The following is a 17,238-nucleotide window of genomic DNA, read 5'->3' on the forward strand; positions in this document are numbered from 1 at the left end:
GCGGTCAGCCCACCGCGGCCGAAAAGTCCTTCCCGGCGAACGGGCCGATGACGGCCAGCGTGAGCGGCCGGGTCAGCACGTCGGAGGCGACCTCGGCGATGTCGGCCGCGGTCACGGCGTCGATGCGCTCCAGGACCTCGTCGACCGACATGAGCCGGTCGTAGACCAGCTCGCTCTTGCCGATCCGCGACATGCGCGAGCCGGTGTCCTCCAGGCCGAGCACGAGACCCCCGCGCATCTGGCCCTTGCCGCGCAGGATCTCCTCCTCGGTGAAGCCCTCGGTGACCACCCGCGCGATCTCGTCGCGGCAGATCTTGAGGACGTCGTCGATCTTGGAGGGGAGGCAGCCGACGTACACCCCGAACTGGCCGGTGTCGGCGTACTGCGAGGTGTAGCTGTAGGCGCTGTAGGCCAGGCCGCGCTTCTCCCGAATCTCCTGGAACAGGCGGGAGGACATGCCGCCGCCGAGCGCCGCGTTGAGCACCCCGAGGGCGAACCTCCGGTCGTCGGTGCGGCTGACGCCGGTCGTGCCCAGCACGAGGTTGGCCTGCTCGGTCGGCCGGTCGACCACCTTCACGCCACGGTGGGCCGGCAGGCCCTCGCCGCCCACGCGGGGCGCGATCGGCGCGGCGTCGCCGCCCAGGGCCCCCGCGCGCTCGTAGGCGCGGGCGACGAGCTCCACCACGTGCTCGTGGGAGACGTTGCCGGCCACCGAGACCACGGTGTGGGTGGGCAGGTAGAAGCGCTGGTAGTACTCGTCGATGCGGTCGCGCGTCAGGGCGTTGATCGTCTCCTCGTTGCCGAGGATCGGGCGCCCGATCGGGGTGTCGCCGTAGAGCTGCTCGGAGAACGCCTCGTGGACCACGTCGGAGGGGTCGTCGTCGTGCATGGCGATCTCCTCCAGGATCACGCCCCGCTCCGACTCGACGTCGTCGGGGGTGATCAGGGATGAGGTGACCACGTCGGCCAGCACGTCGATCGCCAGCGGCAGGTCCTCGTCGAGGACCCGCGCGTAGTAGCAGGTGTACTCCTTGGCGGTGAACGCGTTGATCTCACCGCCGATGCCCTCGATCGACGCGGAGATCTCCATCGCGTCGCGTGTGGGCGTGCCCTTGAACAGCAGGTGCTCAAGGAAGTGGGTGGCTCCGGTGTGCTCCGGGTCCTCGTCGCGCGAGCCGATGCCGACCCACGCGCCGACCGCGACCGAACGCACGGTCGGCATGGTCTCGGTCACCACGCGGAGCCCACCGGGCAGGACGGTGCGGCGGATGACCCCCGCACCGTCCTTTCCGTCGTACAGGGTCGTCGTGATCACGAGTTGCGGTCGTCCCGTCCGGAACGGCTGCGGGTGCGGCGGCGGCGGGGCTCCCCACCGTCGTCACCACGGGCTTCGCCACGGGCCTCGGACTGCTCGGCGGCCGGGGCCTCCTCGGGCTCGCCGGCCTCGGCGCGGGCCGCCTTCTCGGCGGCCTCCTTCTCCACGACCTCGACCGGGACCAGGGAGAGCTTGCCGCGCGAGTCGATCTCGGCGATCTCCACCTGGATCTTCTCGCCGACACCCATCACGTCTTCCACGTTCTCGATGCGCTTGCCGCCGTGCAGCTTGCGGATCTGGGAGACGTGGAGGAGGCCGTCCTTGCCGGGCATCAGGCTGATGAACGCGCCGAAGGCGGCGATCTTGACGACCGTGCCCAGGTAGCGCTCGCCGACCTCCGGCATGTGCGGGTTGGCGATGGCGTTGATCGCGCTCCGGGCCGCCTCGGCCGAGGGGCCGTCGGTGGCGCCGATGTAGATCGTGCCGTCGTCCTCGATGGTGATCTCGGCGCCCGTGTCGTCCTGGATCTGGTTGATCATCTTGCCCTTCGGGCCGATGACCTCGCCGATCTTGTCTACGGGGACCTTGATCGTGATGATGCGCGGCGCGGTCGGGTTCATCTCCGCCGGGGAGTCGATCGCCTCCTGCATCACGTCGAGGATGGCCAGGCGGGCGCCGCGCGCCTGCTTGAGCGCGGCGGCCAGGACCGAGGCGGGGATGCCGTCGAGCTTGGTGTCGAGCTGCAGGGCGGTGATGACGTCCTTGGTGCCGGCGACCTTGAAGTCCATGTCGCCCATGGCGTCTTCGGCGCCCAGGATGTCGGTCAGGGTGACGTAGGTGTCGCCCTCGCCGATAAGGCCCATCGCGATGCCGGCCACCATCTCCTTGAGCGGCACACCGGCGTCGAGCAGCGCCATCGTGGACGCGCAGACCGAGCCCATCGAGGTCGAGCCGTTGGAGCCCAGGGCCTCGGAGACCTGGCGGATGGCGTAGGGGAACTCCTCGCGGCTCGGGAGAACCGGGATGAGCGCCCGCTCGGCCAGCGCGCCGTGGCCGATCTCGCGGCGCTTGGGCGAGCCCACGCGGCCGGTCTCACCGGTCGAGTAGGGCGGGAAGTTGTAGTTGTGCATGTAGCGCTTGGTGCGCTCGGGGTTGAGCGTGTCGATCATCTGCTCCATGCGGAGCATGTTCAGCGTGGTGATGCCCAGGATCTGGGTCTCGCCGCGCTCGAACAGGGCCGAGCCGTGCACCCGCGGGATCACGTGGACCTCGGCGTTGAGCTGCCGGATGTCCTTGGTGCCGCGGCCGTCGATGCGGATGCCCTCGTTGATGACGCGCTCGCGCATCAGCTTCTTGGTCAGGCTGCGGTAGGCGGCCGACAGTTCCTTCTCGCGGCCCTCGAAGTCGGCCAGCAGCTTCTCGCCGACCAGGCCCTTGACCCGGTCGATCTCGGCCTCGCGCTCCTGCTTGCCGGCGATGGTCAGCGCGGCGGCCAGCTCGGCGCGCACGGCGCCCTCGACGGCCTGCAGGGCGTCTTCCTGGTAGTCGAGGAAGATCGGGAACTCGGCGGTCTCCTTGGCGGCGACCTGGGCGAGCTTCGACTGGGCCTCGCACAGGACCTTGATGAACGGCTTGGCCGCCTCGAGGCCCTGGGCCACGGTCTCCTCGGTGGGCGCGACCGCGCCCTCGGCGACCAGCTTCAGCGTGTCCTTGGTCGACTCGGCCTCGACCATCATGATCGCGACGTCGCCGTCGGCGAGCACGCGGCCGGCCACGACCATGTCGAAGGTCGCGCCCTCGAGCTCGGTGTGGGTCGGGAACGCCACCCACTGGCCGCTGATCAGCGCGACCCGGACGCCGCCGATGGGGCCCGAGAAGGGCAGCCCGGCGAGCTGGGTCGAGAGGCTGGCGGCGTTGATCGCGACGACGTCGTAGAGGTGCTCCGGCTGGAGCGCCATGACGGTGGCGACGATCTGGATCTCGTTGCGCAGGCCCTTGACGAACGAGGGGCGCAGCGGCCGGTCGATCAGACGGCAGGTCAGGACCGCGTCTTCGGACGGGCGGCCCTCACGGCGGAAGAACGAGCCGGGGATGCGGCCCGCGGCGTACATGCGCTCTTCGACGTCGACCGTGAGGGGGAAGAAGTCGAGGTTCTCTTTGGGGTTCTTCGAGGCGGTGGTCGCGGACAGGACCATCGTCTCGTCGTCGAGGTAGACGACGGCGGACCCCGCCGCCTGGCGGGCGAGACGGCCGGTCTCGAACCGGATCGTCCGCGTGCCGAAGGAGCCGTTGTCGATGACGGCTTCCGTGCTGTGGACACCCTCCACGGGGGACCTCCTTTTTCGGGTCGGTCACCCCACGTCGCCGGCTCCCGGAGGTGCGGCGCCGGTCTTCGATCGAAGCGCCCGGTCGCGTCGACCGGGGGCCACTACCGAGGACCGGCCCTCTTTTTCCGCGGAATGACGCGGGGCACTGGTTTCACGGGTGGTGTGTGGTTTGTTCAGTTGTGGGGTTATACGGAAGGGAGCGGCATGAGTGATCGCCGCTCCCTTCCTGACGCGTTATCGGCGCAGACCCAGCCGCTCGATCAGCGAGCGGTAGCGCGTGATGTCCTTCGCCTGCAGGTACTTGAGCAGACGGCGGCGGCGGCCGACCAGCAGGAGCAGGCCGCGGCGGCTGTGGTGGTCGTGCTTGTGGGTCTTGAGGTGCTCGGTCAGGTCGCTGATGCGCTTGCTCAGCAGCGCGATCTGCACCTCGGGGGACCCGGTGTCGCCCTCGCTGGCGCCGTATTCGGCGACGATGGCCTTGGTCGTGGCGGTGTCGAGCGACACTGCTTCTCCTTTGTTCCATGGGCACGCGTAGCCATTGCGATCCCGCGAACGACCGTGCGTGCCTACAGTCGCCGTGACGAGAAGCCGGTGATTACTCAGCCGACATACAAGGCTACCACCGCCCGTTAACCAGCCGAGACGGTCAGTCTCCGGGCCTCGTCGACGTCGGCGCGCATCTGTTCGACCAGAGCGTCGACCGAGTCGAACTTCAGGGTGTCGCGGAGCCGGGCCAGGAAGTCGACCGAGACGTGGAGGCCGTAGAGGTCGAGATCGTCGCGGTCGAGGGCGTAGGCCTCGACGGTCCGGACGACGCCCTCGAAGGTCGGGTTGGTGCCGATGGAGATCGCCGCGGGCCAGCGCTCGTCGGGCGACTCGAGCCAGCCGGCGTAGACGCCGTCGGCCGGGATGGCGGTGTGGGGCGCCGACTCGACGTTGGCGGTCGGGAACCCGAGCGCCTTGCCGCGCTGGTGGCCCCGGACCACCACGCCCTCGACCCGGTGGAGGCGGCCCAGCTCGTCGGCGGCGGCGGCCACGTCGCCGTCGGCCAGGTGCTGGCGGATCAGCGAGGAGGTGATGTCTTCGAGACTGCTCACCAGGGGGACGCCGACGGCGACGAAGTCGTACTTCTCGCCGAGTTCGCGCAGGGTGTCCAGGTTGCCGGCGGCCTTGTGGCCGAACCGGAAGTTCTCCCCCACCACGACCCCGGCGGCGTGGAGCCGGTCGACCAGCGCGATCTGCACGAACTCCTCGGGCGAGGTGCGCGAGAACTCCAGCGTGAACGGCAGGATCAGCACCGCGTCGACCCCGAGGGCGCCGAGCAGCTCGATGCGCCGGTGGGGGGTGGACAACTGGGAGGGGTGGCTGCCGGGCCGCACGACCTCGTCGGGGTGGGGGTCGAAGGTCACCGCGACCGAGGCGACCCCGAGCTCATGGGCGAGGTCGACGGCCTCGCGCACCAGCGTCTGGTGACCCCGGTGGACGCCGTCGAACACCCCGATCGTGACGACGGACCGGCCCCAGTCCGCGGGCACGTCGTCAAGTCCGAGCCAGCCACGCACGTCGACCCCCAACAGGCAAGAAGCTAAGTCGTCCTAAGCGTCCCACACCCCCCGGCACCCGAGGACGCCGAGGGGCGGCCCTGTGGCCCACCCGCCCGGGGCCCGGCCGTTCTCCTCGCCACGACCGGCGTTTCCGTGCCACGCGTCACCACGGCGGGCGGGAGCGACCGGGAGGCGCCGGATGCGGCGCGCCCCGGAAGCGGCGGGCGGCGCCGGGGTGGGCGGAGCCGTAACGGAAAGAAGGGACATCAGCCGTTGAAGAACGGCCAGAGGACATCGGCCGACGATGAAGTAAGAGATCAGCCGACGAAGACGGCCAGGGGTCTGGCCGCGCCGCCCTTCTCCTCGACCAGGGCAAGCAGTTCGCCGCCGGGCGCGAAGACCCCGATCGGCCCCTCCCCCAGCCCGACCGCCTTCAGCCGGCCGCCGTGGGAGACCAGGCGGGCCTCCTCCTCGGTGACGTCGCGGCGCGGGAAGGCCTGGGAGACGGCGTCGGCGATGGGCAGGATGACGCACTCCTTCTGGAGCGCCTCGATGCTCAGCGCGTTCTCGACCGCATAGGGCCCCACGCGGGTGCGGCGGAGCGCCGTCAGGTGGCCGCCGACGCCCAGTCCGTCGCCCAGGTCACGGGCCAGGGAGCGGATGTAGGTGCCGGAGGAGCAGGTGATGGTGGCCGTGACGTCGACGGACTCCCCCAGGACCAAGGAGGTCACCTCGAAGGCGTGGACCGTGATCGGCCGGGCCTGGAGCGCCACCTCCTCGCCCTGGCGGGCCAGCTTGTAGGCCCGCTCACCGTTCACCTTGATCGCGCTGACCTGCGGCGGGACCTGCATGATCCGCCCGGTCAGCGCCGCGACGCCCTTGTGGACGTCGTCGGCGGTCACCGCGGCGGCGGAGGTCCGGCCGGTCTCCTCGCCCTCGGCGTCGTCGGTGTTGGTCGAGACGCCGAGGCGCATCGTGGCCTCGTACACCTTCTCGGTCAGCGCCAGGTGGCCCAGCAGGCGGGTCGCCTTCTCGACCCCGACGACCAGCACGCCGGTCGCCATCGGGTCGAGGGTGCCGGCGTGGCCGACCTTGCGGGTGCCGGCGATGCCGCGCATCTTGCCGACGACATCGTGGGAGGTCCAGCCCGAGGGCTTGTCGACGATGATGATCCCGCTCGGCGGCGGGGGGCGTCTGGTCACGCGAGCAGCTCCGTGAGGCGGGCGACGGTCTCCTGCGGGGTCTCGCGGGAGGAGAACCCGGCCGCGCCGGGATGCCCGCCACCCCCCAGGACGGTGCAGACACGGCCCACGTCGGCCGTGCCCTTCGCGCGGGTCGACACGTTCCAGGCGCCTTCGTCGTCTTCCTTGAAGACCACGGCCACCTCGGCGTCGTCGACCTTGCGCAGGACGTCGATGATCCCTTCGACCTCGTCGTAGGGCAACGCGTTCAGGGCGCGGTCCTCCCTGGTCACGGTCGTCCAGACCAGCCCGGCGCCGCCGACGGCCGACCGGTCGAGCTGGGCCCGCGACAGGGCGGCGCCGAGAACCCGCAGGTATCCGAAGGGTGAGCGGTCCCACAACTCCCGCGCGATGGCGTCGGGGTTGAGGCCCGCGTCGAGCAGCCGCCCGGCCAGGGCGTGGACGGCGGGGGTGGTCGAGCTGTAGCGGAACGAGCCGGTGTCGGTCACCAGGGCCGTGTAGAGGCAGGTCGCGATGTCCCGGTCGATCTGGAGCCCCAGCCGCCGGATCAGCTCCTCGGTCAGCACGGCCGTGGCCGCCGCCTTGGGATCGACGAGCTGGACGGTCCCGAAACCGGTGTTGGACGCATGGTGGTCGAGCACCACCAGCTCCCGCGCGGCCTTGGCCGCCGGGACGAGCAGGCCCAGCCGCTCGATCGTCGCGGCGTCGAAGGTGATCATCAGGTCCGGCTCGGCCGGGAAGCGCGCGGATTCGACCAGGAGGTCCTGGCCGGGCAGGAAGCGCAGCAGCCGCGGCACGGTCAGCCCGTGGTCGCCGAAGGCGGCGACCACGTGCCTGCCGGCCTGCCGCAACGCCTGGCCGAAGGCCAGCATCGAGCCCAGGGCGTCGCCGTCGGGGGTGACGTGACAGGCCAGGGCGATCGAGTCGTGCGAACCGATGAGCGCGACCGCGCGCGCCCATTCGGCCTCGGGAGGGAGCGTCACTTCGTGCTTCGCTCGGACACCTCGTCGGTGTCGTCCTCGAACTCGTCGTCGAGCTCGTCGTCGTCTTTCTTGTACGGATCGGCGTCGCCCGCGTAGGCCGCGCCCTCGGCCTTGCGCGCGATCTCGGCGTCGCGCGCCCTGGCCTCGGCGAGCAGGCCGTCGAGGTGCCGGGCCGAGTCGGGCAGGGGGTCGTGGGTGAACGTGAGCGTGGGCGTGTGCCGCAGCCCGGTCTGCCGGCCGACCTCCGAGCGGATGATGCCCTTGGCGCTCTCCAGCGCCGCGGCGGTGTCCTTGCGCTCGGCGTCCGACCCGAAGACGGTGTAGAAGACCGTCGCCTCACTCAGATCGTTGGTGACCCGGGTGTCGGTGACGGTGACGAACCCGAGCCGCGGATCCTTGATCCGCCGTTCCAGCATCTCGGCGACGATCTGCTGGATTCGGTCCGCCAGTTTCCTGGCTCGCGCGGCGTCCATGGGCGCGCTCCCCCTTCTTCCGGATGTACGGCTGACGCTGCGACCTGGCGGTCTATTCCTCGTCGTTGAACAAACGATGCCGAGCCGACAGCAGCTCGATCTCGGGGCGGAAGGCGACGGCCCGCTCGCACGCGTTCAGGACCTCATCGACGTTCCCGGCCGAGCCGGAGACGACGGCGACGCCGATCTCGGCTCTTCGGTGCAGCTCGTGATGGCCGGTCTCGGCCACCGCGACCGCGGGGAACCTCCGGCGCAGCTCGGCGATGAGGGGACGGACAACGGACCGCTTCTCCTTCAGCGAGTGAACGTCGCCGAGGAGGATGTCCAACGTCAGAGCACCGACATACATGTGTTGTTGTGGCGCCAATAGACCCTGGCGCGTGGGTCGTGTGCAGGTCTTTGAGGAAAACCGGTTCCCGGCCTGCGAACAGGCCGGGAACCGGGTCGATCAGCCCCTAGTCGCGGGGCTTCTCCCGCATCTCGAACGTCTCGATGACGTCGTCGATCTTGATGTCGTTGTAACCGACACCGATACCGCACTCGAAGCCCTCGCGGACCTCGGTCGCGTCGTCCTTGAACCGGCGCAGCGACGAGACGGTGAGGTTGTCGGCGATGACGACACCCTCGCGGATGATCCGCGCCTTGCTGTTCCGGGTGATGACACCCGAGCGGACGAGGGTACCCGCGACGTTGCCGATCTTCGGCACCTTGAAGACCTCGCGGACCTCGGCGGTACCGGTCTGGATCTCCTCGAACTCGGGCTTGAGCATGCCCTTGAGGGCCGCCTCGATCTCCTCGATCGCCTGGTAGATGACCGAGTAGTAGCGGATGTCGACGCCCTCGCGCTCGGCCAGGTCGCGCGCCCGGACTTCCGGCCGCACGTTGAAGCCGATGATCACCGCGTTGTCGTCGGCGATCGCCAGGTTGACGTCGTACTCCGTGATCGCACCGACGGCGCGGTGCAGCACGCGGAGGTTGACCTCCTCGCCCACATCGATCTTGAGCAGCGCGTCTTCCAGTGCTTCCACCGAACCGGACACGTCACCCTTGATGATGAGCTTGAGCTCGTCGATCTTGCCCTTCTCGTAGTCGCTGAACAGCTCTTCGAGCGTACGGCGGCGACCGGCCTTGGCCATCTCCGCGATGCGCTGACGAGCCGCCCGCTCCTGGGCGATCTGGCGGGCCATCCGGTCGTCGCTGACGACCAGGAAGTTGTCACCCGCGCGGGGCACGGCCGTCAGACCGAGCACCCGGACCGGACGCGACGGGTCGGCCTCTTCGACCGGCTGCATGTTGTCGTCGAGCATCGCCCGGACGCGGCCGAAGGCCTCGCCACAGACGATCGACTCGCCGACCCGGAGGGTGCCGCGCTGGACCAGCACGGTCGCCACCGGGCCGCGGCCCTTGTCGAGGTGGGCTTCGATCGCCAGGCCCTGGGCGTCCATGTCGGGGTTGGCGCGAAGGTCGAGCTCCGCGTCGGCCGTCAGGATGATCGCCTCGAGCAGGTTGTCGATGCCCAGGCCCTGCTTCGCCGAGATGTCGACGAACAGGGTCGAGCCACCGAACTCCTCGGCCACCAGGCCGTATTCGGTCAGCTGGGCCCGGACCTTGGTGGGGTCGGCGCCCTCCTTGTCGATCTTGTTGACCGCGACCACGATCGGCACCTCGGCCGCCTGGGCGTGGTTCAGCGCCTCGATCGTCTGCGGCTTCACACCGTCGTCGGCCGCGACCACCAGGACGGCGATGTCGGTGGCCTGCGCACCACGGGCACGCATGGCGGTGAACGCCTCGTGACCCGGGGTGTCGATGAAGGTGATCTTCCGGTCTTCGCCCTCGTGGGTCGCGTGGACCTGGTAGGCGCCGATGTGCTGGGTGATGCCACCGGCCTCCCGCGCCACCACGTTGGTGTTCCGGATGGCGTCGAGGAGCTTGGTCTTACCGTGGTCGACGTGACCCATGACGGTCACGACCGGCGGACGCGGCGCGAGGTCGGCCTCGTCGCCCTCGTCCTCACCGAACTCGATCTTGAAGGACTCGAGCAGCTCGCGGTCCTCCTCCTCGGGCGAGACGACCTGCACGACGTAGTCGAGCTCGGCGCCGAGGAGCTGCAACGTCTCCTCGTTCACCGACTGGGTCGCGGTCACCATCTCACCGAGGTGGAGCATGATCTGGACCAGCGCCGCCGGGTTCGCGCCGATGCGGTCGGCGAAGTCGGACAGCGAGGCGCCGCGCGGGAGACGGATCGTCTGACCGCCGCCACGGGGAGCCTGCACGCCGCCGATCGCCGGCGCCGACATGTTGTCGAACTCCTGGCGCCTCTGGCGCTTGGACTTGCGGCCACGCGTCGGACGGCCACCCGGACGCCCGAAGGCACCCGCCGTGCCGCCGCCACGGCCACGACCACCCGGACCGGGACGACCGCCGCCGAAGCCGCCGCCGCCACCACCGGGACCGCCGCCACCGGGACGACCGCCGCCACCGCCACCGGCGGCACCGGCACGCGGCGCGAAACCGCCGCCACCCGGACGACCGCCACCGCCACCGGGACGGCCACCGCCGCCACCGGGACGACCGCCGCCACCACCGGGACGGCCACCGCCGCCGGGCCCGCCACCGGGACCGGCAGGACGACCCTGCGGCATCATCGACGGGTTCGGCCGGGGGCCACCCGGACGAGGACCACCGGCACCGGCCGGCGGACGCGGGCCACCCGCACCGGGCGGACCCGGGCGAGGACCGGCGCCGGCGGGACGGGGACCGCCCGCACCGGCGGGACCCGGACGCGGACCGCCGGGACCCGGACGCGGACCGCCCTCACGGCGCGGCTCGCGGGGCCCGCGGTCGCCACGGTCCTCACGAGGACCGCGGTCGGGCCGGTCACCGCGGTGACCGGCGTGGTCGCCCCGAGGCCCGGCGTGGTCGCCCCGGTCGGGACGGTCACCGCGGTCGGGACGGTCGCCGGGACGCGCGGGCCGCTGGCCCATGCCGCTGGCGTTGGAAGAGAACGGGTTGTTGCCCGGACGCGGGCCGCGCGGACCCGGCTTGGGACCGCGCTCGCCACCCGGACGCGGCGCACCGCCGCCGGCCGCGGGGCCGGACGCCGGGCGAGGACCGGGGGTCGGGCGCGGACCCGGCTTGGGACCGGGCGTCGGCCGGGGACCGGACGGCGCCGACGGCCCACCGGCCGCGGGCGCGTTGGAAGAAGAAGCCGCCGGACGGGGCGCCTCGGGGCGCGGAGCCGGGGCGGGCGGAGCCGCGGGACGCGGGGCGGCCTCGCTCTGGGGAGCGGGCTGCGGCGCCGGATGCGGCATGGGAACGGGACGCGGCGCCGGCCGCGGGCCCGGCTTCGGAATCGGCCGGTTGCCGAAGTCCGAAGGAGATGCGGGCGCCGGAGCGCCGTTGCCGGCCTGGTCGTTGCCGACCGGCCGGGGTGCCGGCCGTGGGGCCGGACGGGGGGACTTGCCCCCCTTGGAGTCGCCCTTACCGAACGCCTCCGTCAGTTTGCGGACAACCGGCGCCTCAATCGTTGAGGACGCCGATCGAACGAACTCGCCCATCTCGGTGAGCTTGGCCATGACGACCTTGCTCTCAACACCGAACTCCTTGGCGAGCTCGTATACCCGGACCTTCGCCACTGCACTCCCTAACTCGGCCCGGGAGGCTGTGCCGCCGGACCGTCGCTACCTGGACGTACTCATTGCCGCGTGCTCATCAGGCGCTCATAGCAATCTGACTCCGCCCATCAACTCGGCGTCCTACGAAACAGTTGGTAACCATTCACCCGGCGGCTTTCCTCGTCAAGTCCTCCAAGTAGGCCCGCAAGCGCGTCTGATCGAGCGTTCCCTCCGCGCGGAAAGCGCGGGTGAACGCCCGGCGACGATCTGCGAGCTGCAGGCAGGCCAGGGAGGGGTGCAGTGAAGCACCGCGTCCCGGGAGCCGTTTCTGCAGGTCAGGGATGATCACATCCCCGGCCACCACCAGTCGGAGTAGCTCGGACTTGGCCGTGCGAACCCGGCAGCCCACGCACGTTCTCAGCGGGGCGGCCTGGTCACCGTATTCCAGCTTACCTTGCCGACGCATCTGCGGGATCGGCCGGTGCCTCATGAGTATCCGGCTTGATGTCGATGCGCCACCCGGTCAGCCGCGCGGCCAGCCGGGCGTTCTGCCCTTCCTTCCCGATCGCCAGCGAGAGCTGGTAGTCGGGGACGGTCACCCGGGCGACCCGGCCGTCGGCGTCGACGACCTCGACCCGTGAAACCCGCGCCGGCGACAGCGCATTCCCGACGAAGTCGGCAGGCTCCTCCGACCAGTCGATGATGTCGATCTTCTCGCCGTGCAGCTCGGTCATCACGTTGCGCACCCGGGAGCCCATCGGGCCGATGCAGGCGCCCTTGGCGTTGACACCGGGCTTGCGGGAGCGGACCGCGATCTTGGTGCGGTGGCCGGCCTCGCGGGCGATGGCGGCGATCTCGACGGTGCCGTCGGCGATCTCCGGGACCTCCAGCGCGAACAGCTTCTTCACCAGGTTCGGGTGGGTGCGGCTCAGGGTCACCGAGGGGCCCTTGTTGCCCTTCTTGACCTGGACCACGTAGCAGCGGATGCGCTCCCCGTGGACGTACTCCTCCCCGGGGACCTGCTCGTTGTGGGGCAGGATGGCCTCGATCTTGCCGAGGTCGACCAGCACGACGCGGGGATCCTTGCCCTGCTGGATCACGCCCGCCACCAGCTCGCCCTCGCGGCTCGCGAACTCGCCGAAGTTGATCTCGTCTTCGGCGTCGCGGAGCTGCTGCAGGATGACCTGCTTGGCGGTGGTCGCCGCGATGCGGCTGAAGTTGCCCGGGGTGTCGTCGTACTCCCGGAGGATCTCGCCGTCTTCGCCGATCTCCGCGGCCAGGATCGACACGTGCCCGGAGACGCGGTCGAGCTGGGCGCGGGCCTTCTGCGCGGCGCCCTCGGTGCGGAAGTAGGCGATCAGCAGCGCGTCCTCGATGGCCTTGACGACCAGGTCGAACGAGATGTCCTTCTCCCGCTCCAGGCTGCGCAGGACGCTCATGTCAATGTCCACAAGGCTCCCCCTCAGCCCTCATCGCCGTCTGCGATGTCTTCTTCATCTTCGTCCTCGTCGTCCAGATGGCGGAACTCCACCTGGACCTTGCCCTTTGCCAGATCCGCGTACGCGAAACGGCCGGCGGTCTCGATCTCGACACCGTCGTCGTCGGCTTCCAGGATCCGGCCCTCGACGCCGGTGCCGTCGGTCAGCGCCGCCTTGACCAGCCTGCCTCTCGCACGGCGCCAGTGGCGCGGCTCGGTCAGCGGGCGGTCGACGCCGGGGGAGGTGACCTCCAGCACGTAGGGACCGCCGCCGAGCGCGTCGGTCGCGTCGAGCCGGTCGGAGACCGAGCGGCTGACCTCGGAGACGTCGTCGAGGCTGATGCCGCCGTCACGGTCGACGACCACCCGCACCAGCCGGCGTTTGCCGGCGGGGGTGACCGTCACGTCTTCGAGGTCGAGACCTTCGGCCTCGACGACCGGGGCGAGCAGCGCCACGAGGCGGTCGCGTCGGGCGGATTCACCCATGGTGACCTCCTTACCAATGGCCATCGGGGGCGTACCTCGCCCAACGTGCCCACAGCCTATCGACAGACCGGCACCGCTCGCCGCGCCGCGCGAACGCGAACCCACCGGCGCGGCCGACTCTGAAGCGCTTTCCACACCCCGGGGGCGCGAACCCGCGACGTGTCGAGCCGATGTCCGGGCTCTACGCGACGCGAGAGCATGAACCCGTCCGTGTGGCTCGGGCCGGGCGGAGTCTGAGCGCTCTACCCATGCCAGAGCGCGCACCTGTCCGTAGGGCGGCCGGCCGGGTGGAGTCCGGAGCGCTTAACGCCACGCGAGGGCGCGAACCCGTCCGTGTGAGCGGGCCGGGCGGAGTCCGGAGCGCTCTACCCGCCGCGAGAGCACGAACCCGTTCGTGTGGCTCGGGCCGGGCGGAGTCCGAGGGGTCTATGCGACGCGAGAGCGCGAACCCGTCCGTGTGGCGCGGGTTGGGTGGAGTCTGGAGCGCTCTACCATGGGCGGGTGCCTGTGGGAGAGTCCGGTATGAACCTGTCCCGGCGTGCCCTGCTGGGTGCCGGGGCGGGCCTGGTGCTGGTGGGTTGCGCGAAGGGCCAGGAGGCCGCGTCACCGGTGGCTTCGCCCTCCCCCGATCCACACGCGGCGCTGCTGGCCGGGCTCATCGGCGGCAAGGAGAAGCTGGTCGCGCTCTACCAGCAGGCCGCCCTGTCCGACGCGAAGCTGGCGCCCGCGCTTCAGCCGTTCCAGCAGCGCCACCTGGCCCACCTGGCGGCCCTGCGCAAGCATCTGCCCGAACCCGGTTCCCCCGCCGCGACCCCGACCCCTGTGGTCAACCCGGAGGTGACCGTGGAAGCGCTGAAGGAGGCCGAGCGGGCCGCGGCCGCCGCGCGCCCCGAGCAGGCCGCCGCCGCCAAGCCCGTCGTGGCGCAGCTGGTGGCGAGCATGGGGGCCTGCGAGGCCGTCCACGCCCAGGCCCTCGGGCGGCTGAAGTGAGCGCCTCGGTCGGGCTCTCGAAGGCCCTGGCCGCCGAGCACGCCGCCGTGTACGCCTACGGCGTCATCGGCGCCAAGACGACCGGCGCGCTCAGGACCCGCGCGACGACCGGGTTCGACGCCCACCGGGCCCGCCGCGACCAGCTCCGCGCCCTGATGCGCCGCCGCGGCGAGACCCCGGCCGAGCCGGGCACCTACCAGCTCCCCTTCGAGGTGACCACGGCCGCCCAGGCCGCCCGCCTGGCGGCCTACATCGAGGAGCGGGTCTGCGCGGCCTACGTTGAGCTGTCGGCCGACACCGACCCGGGCTTGCGGCGGCTGGCGGTGCTGGCGACGCAGGAGGCGGCCGTGCGGGGCTTCGGCTGGCAGCCGCAGATTCCGGCCTTCCCGGGCATGCCGGGCCAGGAACACGCCGTCTCCAGCCCCGCCGTGACCGAGCCGACGCCCCTGCCGCCCAACTCGGGCCAGCCCGTCGCGCCGCCGCCGTCCCAGGAACCGTCCACGCTGCCGGCGCCCGAAGCGGGCGCGACGCCGTAGTCCGGGCGGACCGTGATTCAGGACGGCTGCCGTTTATTCCCGATTTCTCGGGTAGTTCAGGACGTCATGAGTTGGGGCTTCCGAAAAACGATCAAGATCGGTCCGTTCCGGATCAACTTCTCGCGCGGCGGAGTCGGCCACAGCGTCGGCAAGGGCGGCGTGCGGTACACGAAGCGCGCCGACGGTGGAAAGCAGGTCAGCGTCGACCTGCCCGGTGGGTTCTCCTGGCGGCGTTCGCTGAGACGCCGCTAGATCGGATAGCTCCCCTCCGCAGAGGCGGAGGGGGCGTGAGCGGGCGGTTCGTCACACTCCCCCCATGGTGCCGAACCGCCCCTCGCTGTGTTGAATGGCCGCGCCTGTTTGATGGCCGCGCCTCCGGCGCGGCGGGCGTGGCCGCCTTCAGTCCGCGCCTTCCCTCGTCGCTCCGGTTCGCTTCGCTCTCCTGCGCTCCTCAGTCCAGGCACGGACGCGGCCCCGCCGCTCCGGGCGCGCCCCATTCAGGCGGACCCTCTAGAGCTAGAGGCTCCTAGGCGCAGGCATCGAGGACCTTCTGGACGGCCTCGTCGAGCGGGATCTCGGCGCGCTCGCCCGTGGCGCGGTCGCGGAGTTCGGCCACGCCGTTCGTCACGCCTCGGCCGACGATCAGGACGGTCGGGAGGCCGAGGAGTTCGCTGTCCTTGAACTTCACGCCCGGTGAGACCTGGGGGCGGTCGTCGAGGAGGACGCGGAGGCCCTTGGCCTCGAGCTCTTCGGCGATCTTCGTGGCGATCTCGATCTGGTTCTCCTTGCCGGTGCCGACGATGTGCACGTCGGCGGGGGCGACCTCGCGGGGCCAGGCCAGGCCGAGGGCGTCGTGGCGCTGCTCGGCCATGACGGCCACGGCGCGGGAGACGCCGATGCCGTAGGAGCCCATGGTGATGCGGATGGGCTTGCCGTCGGGGCCGAGGGCGTCGAGCTGGGCGGCGTCGGCGTACTTGCGGCCGAGCTGGAAGATGTGGCCGATCTCGATGCCGCGGTCGATCGACAGGTCGCTGCCGCAGACCGGGCAGGCGTCGCCGGCGCGGATCTCGGCGGCCTCGATGGTGCCGTCGGCGATGAAGTCGCGGCCCGCGACCACGTGGGCGGCGTGCTTGCCGGGCTCGTTGGCGCCGGTCACCCACTCGCTGCCGTCGACCACGCGGGGGTCGACGAGGTAGCGGATGCCGAGCTCCTTGAGGATCTGCGGGCCGATGTAGCCGCGGACCAGCCCCGGATGCCTGGCGAAGTCGCCCGCCTCGAAGATGGCCGGCTCGCCGGGGGCCAGCGCGGCCTCCAGGCGCTTGAAGTCGACCTCGCGGTCGCCGGGCACGCCGATGACCAGGGTCTCGGCCTCTTTCACGCCGGGCGTGACGACCTTGACGACCACGTTCTTGAGCGTGTCGGCCGCGGTGATCTTCAGGCCGTGGTGCTCGTTCATGTAGGAGACGAGCGTCTCGATGGTCGGGGTGTCGGGGGTGTCGAGCACCGTCAGGGCCGCGCGCTCGCCCGTGACCGGGTCGGGGGCGGGGGTGGTGACGGCCTCGGCGTTGGCGGCGTAGCCGCAGGTGCGGCAGGCCACGAAGGTGTCCTCACCGGTGGGGGCGGGGGCGAGGAACTCCTCGGAGGCCGAGCCGCCCATGGCGCCGGAGGTCGCGAAGCAGATCTTCACGTCGATGCCGAGCCGCTCGAAGATCCGGATGTACGCCGCCCGGTGGTTCTCGTAGCTGCGCTTGAGACCCTCGTCGTCGAGGTCGAAGGAGTAGGAGTCCTTCATCACGAACTCGCGGCCACGCAGGATGCCGGCACGGGGACGGGCCTCGTCGCGGTATTTGGTCTGGATCTGGTAGAGCGTGACGGGATAGTCCTTGTAGGAGGAGTATTCGCCCTTCACCATGTCGGTGAACATCTCCTCGTGGGTGGGCCCGAGGAGGTAGTCGTTGCCCTTGCGGTCCTTCAGCCGGAACAGCGTGTCGCCGTATTCGGTCCAGCGGCCGGTGGCCTCGTAGAAGTCGCGGGGCAGCAGGGCGGGGAAGAGCACCTCCTGGCCGCCCATCGCGTTCATCTCCTCGCGGACGACCCTGGCGACGTTCTCCAGGACGATCTTGCCGAGCGGCAGCCACGAGTAGATGCCAGGGGCGACGCGGCGAACGTAACCGGCCCTGACCAGGAGCTTGTGGCTCGGGACTTCGGCGTCCGCCGGATCCTCACGCAGGGTGCGCAGGAACAGGGTCGACATCCGCAGAAGCACGGCTACTCCTCTATAGGGCTGCTGT

The 17,238-nt window shown here is 70.8% G+C and carries 16 protein-coding genes; 3 read left to right on the plus strand and 13 right to left on the minus strand.

All coding sequences use genetic code 11. The annotated features are described in order from the left end of the window. Positions 1–4: 4 nt before the first annotated feature. The 12 genes from GT755_RS16255 to rimP form a co-directional block, all read right to left on the minus strand. A complete protein-coding gene (locus GT755_RS16255) occupies positions 5–1,312 on the minus strand; it encodes a M16 family metallopeptidase (protein WP_161480652.1) in 1,308 nt (435 codons plus the stop codon). After that, a complete protein-coding gene (locus tag GT755_RS16260; protein WP_161480527.1) occupies positions 1,312–3,642 on the minus strand; it encodes a polyribonucleotide nucleotidyltransferase in 2,331 nt (776 codons plus the stop codon). The genes GT755_RS16255 and GT755_RS16260 overlap by 1 nt, the downstream gene beginning before the upstream one ends. A 234-nt stretch (positions 3,643–3,876) precedes the next feature. Beyond that, positions 3,877–4,146 carry a 30S ribosomal protein S15 gene (rpsO, locus tag GT755_RS16265; RefSeq protein ID WP_030450882.1) on the minus strand — a complete coding sequence of 90 codons (270 nt, stop codon included), beginning with the start codon at positions 4,144–4,146 and terminating at the stop codon, positions 3,877–3,879. A 125-nt stretch (positions 4,147–4,271) separates the two neighbouring features. Beyond that, positions 4,272–5,204, minus strand: a complete 933-nt coding sequence (locus GT755_RS16270) for a bifunctional riboflavin kinase/FAD synthetase (protein ID WP_161480528.1) — start codon at positions 5,202–5,204, stop codon at positions 4,272–4,274. 299 nt (positions 5,205–5,503) lie between these two features. Beyond that, positions 5,504–6,388 carry a tRNA pseudouridine(55) synthase TruB gene (gene truB, locus GT755_RS16275; RefSeq protein WP_161480529.1) on the minus strand — a complete coding sequence of 295 codons (885 nt, stop codon included), beginning with the start codon at positions 6,386–6,388 and terminating at the stop codon, positions 5,504–5,506. Beyond that, positions 6,385–7,371 carry a DHH family phosphoesterase gene (locus tag GT755_RS16280; RefSeq protein WP_161480530.1) on the minus strand — a complete coding sequence of 329 codons (987 nt, stop codon included), beginning with the start codon at positions 7,369–7,371 and terminating at the stop codon, positions 6,385–6,387. Before GT755_RS16280 ends, truB begins: the two co-directional genes overlap by 4 nt. Beyond that, the gene (rbfA, locus tag GT755_RS16285) at positions 7,368–7,844 is read right to left on the minus strand and encodes a 30S ribosome-binding factor RbfA (RefSeq protein WP_161480531.1); all 477 of its coding nucleotides are present in this window, start codon (positions 7,842–7,844) and stop codon (positions 7,368–7,370) included. The genes GT755_RS16280 and rbfA overlap by 4 nt, the downstream gene beginning before the upstream one ends. A 52-nt stretch (positions 7,845–7,896) precedes the next feature. Further along, positions 7,897–8,193, minus strand: a complete 297-nt coding sequence (locus GT755_RS16290; protein WP_030450887.1) for a DUF503 domain-containing protein — start codon at positions 8,191–8,193, stop codon at positions 7,897–7,899. A 106-nt stretch (positions 8,194–8,299) separates the two neighbouring features. Continuing rightward, the gene (gene infB, locus GT755_RS16295; protein WP_161480532.1) at positions 8,300–11,479 is read right to left on the minus strand and encodes a translation initiation factor IF-2; all 3,180 of its coding nucleotides are present in this window, start codon (positions 11,477–11,479) and stop codon (positions 8,300–8,302) included. Between the two features lie 142 nt (positions 11,480–11,621). After that, positions 11,622–11,948, minus strand: a complete 327-nt coding sequence (locus GT755_RS16300; protein WP_328794363.1) for a YlxR family protein — start codon at positions 11,946–11,948, stop codon at positions 11,622–11,624. Then, on the minus strand, positions 11,908–12,897 hold the full coding sequence (gene nusA, locus GT755_RS16305) for a transcription termination factor NusA (protein ID WP_202610055.1): 990 nt from the start codon (positions 12,895–12,897) through the stop codon (positions 11,908–11,910). Before nusA ends, GT755_RS16300 begins: the two co-directional genes overlap by 41 nt. A 23-nt stretch (positions 12,898–12,920) precedes the next feature. After that, positions 12,921–13,421, minus strand: a complete 501-nt coding sequence (gene rimP, locus GT755_RS16310; protein ID WP_030450891.1) for a ribosome maturation factor RimP — start codon at positions 13,419–13,421, stop codon at positions 12,921–12,923. A gap of 522 nt (positions 13,422–13,943) precedes the next feature. Here rimP and GT755_RS39605 point away from each other — a divergent pair. From GT755_RS39605 to GT755_RS16325, 3 genes are all read left to right on the plus strand, one after another. Continuing rightward, positions 13,944–14,411: a hypothetical protein gene (locus GT755_RS39605; RefSeq protein WP_161480535.1), complete on the plus strand. Its 468-nt coding sequence runs from the start codon at positions 13,944–13,946 to the stop codon at positions 14,409–14,411. Further along, positions 14,408–14,947, plus strand: coding sequence for a ferritin-like domain-containing protein (locus GT755_RS39610; RefSeq protein ID WP_161480536.1), 540 nt, complete (start codon positions 14,408–14,410; stop codon positions 14,945–14,947). Before GT755_RS39605 ends, GT755_RS39610 begins: the two co-directional genes overlap by 4 nt. 66 nt (positions 14,948–15,013) lie before the next feature. Beyond that, the gene (locus GT755_RS16325) at positions 15,014–15,199 is read left to right on the plus strand and encodes a DUF4236 domain-containing protein (protein ID WP_030450894.1); all 186 of its coding nucleotides are present in this window, start codon (positions 15,014–15,016) and stop codon (positions 15,197–15,199) included. A 274-nt stretch (positions 15,200–15,473) separates the two neighbouring features. On the opposite strand, the gene GT755_RS16330 is transcribed toward GT755_RS16325, so the two are convergent. Beyond that, positions 15,474–17,213 (minus strand): proline--tRNA ligase, encoded by a 1,740-nt coding sequence (locus GT755_RS16330; RefSeq protein ID WP_328794364.1) that lies wholly within the window; start codon positions 17,211–17,213, stop codon positions 15,474–15,476. Positions 17,214–17,238: the final 25 nt, after the last annotated feature.

Origin of the sequence: Herbidospora solisilvae (genome assembly GCF_009901565.1) — a bacterium.
Taxonomy (GTDB): Bacteria; Actinomycetota; Actinomycetes; order Streptosporangiales; family Streptosporangiaceae; genus Herbidospora; species Herbidospora solisilvae.

Bases quoted from the DNA above. Each gene is read 5' to 3' on its own strand.
- rbfA (WP_161480531.1), bottom strand. From the start codon at position 7,844: ATGGACGCCGCGCGAGCCAGGAAACTGGCGGACCGAATCCAGCAGATC.
- GT755_RS16290 (WP_030450887.1), bottom strand. From the start codon at position 8,193: ATGTATGTCGGTGCTCTGACGTTGGACATCCTCCTCGGCGACGTTCAC.
- GT755_RS16300 (WP_328794363.1), bottom strand. From the start codon at position 11,948: ATGAGGCACCGGCCGATCCCGCAGATGCGTCGGCAAGGTAAGCTGGAA.
- nusA (WP_202610055.1), bottom strand. From the start codon at position 12,897: ATGAGCGTCCTGCGCAGCCTGGAGCGGGAGAAGGACATCTCGTTCGAC.
- rimP (WP_030450891.1), bottom strand. From the start codon at position 13,421: ATGGGTGAATCCGCCCGACGCGACCGCCTCGTGGCGCTGCTCGCCCCG.
- GT755_RS39605 (WP_161480535.1), top strand. From the start codon at position 13,944: ATGAACCTGTCCCGGCGTGCCCTGCTGGGTGCCGGGGCGGGCCTGGTG.
- GT755_RS16325 (WP_030450894.1), top strand. From the start codon at position 15,014: ATGAGTTGGGGCTTCCGAAAAACGATCAAGATCGGTCCGTTCCGGATC.